2 protein-coding genes are annotated in these 3,362 nt (G+C 71.0%); both read right to left on the bottom strand.

Annotation, left to right across the window (positions count from 1 at the left end; genetic code table 11):
- Positions 1-176: 176 nt before the first annotated feature.
- Positions 177-314, bottom strand: a complete 138-nt coding sequence (locus ACFWI9_RS31955) for a SapB/AmfS family lanthipeptide (RefSeq protein WP_387168098.1) — start codon at positions 312-314, stop codon at positions 177-179.
- Between the two features lie 66 nt (positions 315-380).
- Positions 381-3,125 (bottom strand): class III lanthionine synthetase LanKC, encoded by a 2,745-nt coding sequence (lanKC, locus tag ACFWI9_RS31950; RefSeq protein ID WP_387168095.1) that lies wholly within the window; start codon positions 3,123-3,125, stop codon positions 381-383.
- Between the last annotated feature and the right edge of the window lie 237 nt (positions 3,126-3,362).

Below are 3,362 nucleotides of genomic sequence, written 5' to 3'. Positions count from 1 at the left end.
TGGTGGTGTGTCGTGTGTGTTTGTGTGTGTCAGCCCGGAAGGCGCGTGTGGGGGGGGGGGGGGTGGTCGGGGGGGCGGGGGGGGGGGTGTGCCCCCCCCCCGGGCCCGGGGTTGGGAATGGTGCGGAGCCGACTCCGCACGATGCCGTGGTTACGGTCGAGATGGATCGGCCGCTATCAGTTGCAGGTGGTGATGCTCAGGCTGCTGTCACCGCAGAGCAGCAGGCTCGCGCGGCTGCCGCCGCCGCCACCCCCGAACTCCTCGGCGTGCTCGTCCTTGGCGGTCTCCATCGTCTGAAGGTCGAGAAGAGACATGATCGTCTGCCTTTCGTTCGTCATACGGGGACGGTTGGTGTTGCCATGACCCCTGTGCGCACGCGCTCAGGAGCCGTCTTGGGGGCCGCGCCAGCGGCCGGTGGGGGGCGGCGGCAGGAAGGGCAGCCGGACCGGTGCGTCGTGGAGCGCCGCACCCAGCGCCAGCAGGCATCCAGCCGTGCCGGTGGCGAGGTCCATGGACAGCCGCATCATCTGCTCGCCGGGGAAGGCGAGATGGCCCTCGAAGGGGACCGCGTGCCAGGCCAGCACACCGATCTGCCGGGCGATGTCGTCGGGTGAGACGCCCGTGATGGTGTCGGTACGAGCACCGGTGGCGGTGCCAGTACCGGGACCCTTGCCGGTCGCTGCCGTACGGCTCAGGTGCAGCACCATCCCGGCCGCGCCGCGGAACAAGCCCGGCTGGGCGTAGAACTTCGCCTGCGCGGCCTGCACGATCTCCTGCCGTGCCCGGGTGAAGCGCTCGTCGTCGCCATGGGCGAGCCAGTCGTCCAGCACCATCCCGATGCCCACGCTGCCCGCGCCGAGATACGGCATGGTGCGCCAGCCCTCGTCCACCTGCAACGCCCCGCCGGCACCCCGGACACAGCGGTCGAGGTCGCGGTTCAGCGCATCGGCGGCGACGGCGAGCAGGGCGGGGTCGCCGGTGCGTTCGTACAGCCGCAGCTGGAGCAGGGCGGCGCCACTCCCCCCGTACAGCAGCCCGGCGCGCTGGGCCGCCTTGCCCGTGGCCGTGCTCTCCGCCACGAGACGGCCGCAGCGCAGCGCGGCGTCGAGCAGCGAGCTGTCGCCGGTGGACGCTCCCAGGGCGTCCAGCGCGAGCCCGACTCCGGCGAGTCCGCTGTGCAGATCGGGTGCCATACCGGTCCAGTCCTGGGCCCTGATGACATCCACGAGTTCCAGCGCCGTCGCGGTGTGCCCCAGTCGGTCCAGGGTCCAGGCGATGCCGGCGAGTCCGTCGTAGAAGCCGAGCGGGGTGCCGGGGGCCGGTTTGCGTATCGCACGCAGCAGCCACTCCTCGGCCTCGGGCCATGGGCCGCAACCGGTCTCCGCGAGGGCGTAGAGCACTCCCGCCGCCCCGTGGGCGAAGCAGGCGCCGCCCGCAGGGGACGCGAACTGGGCTATGTCTCCCGGGAAGCAGCGGTCGTGGCGTTCGAAGGTGGCGGAGGCGCGGATGGCCGCGGCCATCGAGTCACGGCTGTACGGCCAGTCGCCCGGCTCGACGGGCAGATAGCGGGGAGGTGACGGGGCATGGGTGGCCGGAGCCCGGGTGTCCGGGACCGGACGCCCTCGGGTGATCTCCGCGACCGCCTCCTCGAGGAAGCCCCGGTCCACCGGGAAGTGCTCGGCCACGACGTCCGCCAGGTGCGCCGCCTTGCCCCGGTCCACCGCCAGCAGGCTGGTCAGCGGCAGGAACAGGGCGATCCTCAGACAGGCGAGCGCATAGCGGTCGACATCGGCGCCCCGGCGGTCGGCCGGCGCCACGAAGCCCGGGTTGGCGATGACCTGTCTGCGTGCCTCCGCGATACCGGCCGCCGCCTCGAAGTCCAGCAGGACCACGGACGATTCGTCGTCGGAGACCATGATGTTGAACAGATGCAGATCGTTGAAGGCCACGCCCCGGGCGTGCACCGCATCGATGGCTTCCGTCACCAGGCCGTGGACACGGAGCGCCCAGGCCGTGTAGTCGGCGAGTGCCTCGGCGGACGGATCCTGTTCGATCAGCGGGTGCCGCCGGGCGAAGAAGCTGTTGAGCGGGCGCCCCTCGATGAACTCCAGTACCAGGAAGCTGTGGTCGCCCAGCGTGAACCAGTCGAGCACCTCGGGCGTGCAGTCCAGCCCCGCGAGCTGCTCCAGCGCGTGTCTCTCGCGCTCAAGCCGGGTCACGGCGTCGGCTCCGTCGGCGGCCAGTCCGGCATGAGGCCGTGCTTCCTTGAGGACGACTCTGCGTCCGGTGCGCTGGTCCCGCGCGGCGTAGACGCCCCCGCCGTTGGAGAAGTGCAGCGCCCGCTCGATGGTGTACGGGATAGCGGTCGTGCTGGTCGCGGAGCGTGCGGCGAGATGCGGCCGGAGGAACTCGGGGAGGGGCACCCAAGGCGGCAGGTGGAACGCGGGCTCTCTGCGGTCCGGTACGAGCCGGCCTTCGGCGTCCTCGACCGCGGGGCGCAGTTCACCCTGCTCGTCGCGGCAGTGCCGTTCGGTGAAGCTGCCGTACCGCAGGTACACGGGCCCGCTGCCCCAGCGCAGATCACTGAGGATGTACGGTCCGGGTTCACCGGCGAGCAGTGCGTCGAGGTCCTCGGCGATGGTGCGGCACTGCGCGTCGTCCACGGGGTACACAGTGATGAACTTGCCGCTGCCGGCACGGTCGGCGTACTTGGCGTTGCGGGTGTGCAGCAGGTAGCGGCTCGGCATGAACTTGAAGGCGATGTCCCTGGGGACGCAGTAGTCCCAGACCTGGGCGAGCACCTTCTCGGCGTTGTCGAGGCAGGCGGAGACATGGATCTTCCAGCCCTGCGCGGGGAGTTGGGTGGCCAGGGGCCGGAAGGCAAGCCAGTCACCGGACTGGTGCCGCTGCCAGCCCGCAGGCGCCGCGCGCCGCGCCGCCTCGTACGGTCGGCCGATTCCACCGATTCCGCCGGTCTGCTCGGTTCCGCCGGTCCGGCCGGAGCGGTCGCAGTCCGCCGCGCCGCCTGCACTGCTCGCGCCGTTCGCTGCGATGGCGGTGAGCCGGTGCGGGGCATCATAGAAACGCCGGTCGGCGTCGCAGAAGACCGCGTACCCCTTGTTCATCTCGCTCCTTCGGCCCGGTGGACTGCAATAAAACTGTCATGGGCCGAAGGGCGTCGACAGTCACAGCTGTCATCAAGCACCTGTGAGGAACGCATGAGTAGCTTCCGGGGGCCGTAGAAGGATTCGAAGCCGGCTCGAAAGGGCCCGAAAAGGCCCCGGAACAGAGCCGGGGGGGGGGGGGTGAGGGGGCGGGTGCGGGGAGTGGGCGGTAGCGCGCTCGCTCTCCGCGACGTGCGT

The sequence above is a fragment of the Streptomyces sp. NPDC127084 genome (genome assembly GCF_042724175.1).
Lineage (GTDB): Bacteria > Actinomycetota > Actinomycetes > Streptomycetales > Streptomycetaceae > Streptomyces.
The sequence above is the reverse complement of the archived record's forward strand: the minus strand, read 5'-3'. Positions and strand labels throughout refer to the sequence as shown.

Bases quoted from the DNA above. Each gene is read 5' to 3' on its own strand.
- ACFWI9_RS31955 (WP_387168098.1), bottom strand. From the start codon at position 314: ATGTCTCTTCTCGACCTTCAGACGATGGAGACCGCCAAGGACGAGCAC.
- lanKC (WP_387168095.1), bottom strand. From the start codon at position 3,125: ATGAACAAGGGGTACGCGGTCTTCTGCGACGCCGACCGGCGTTTCTAT.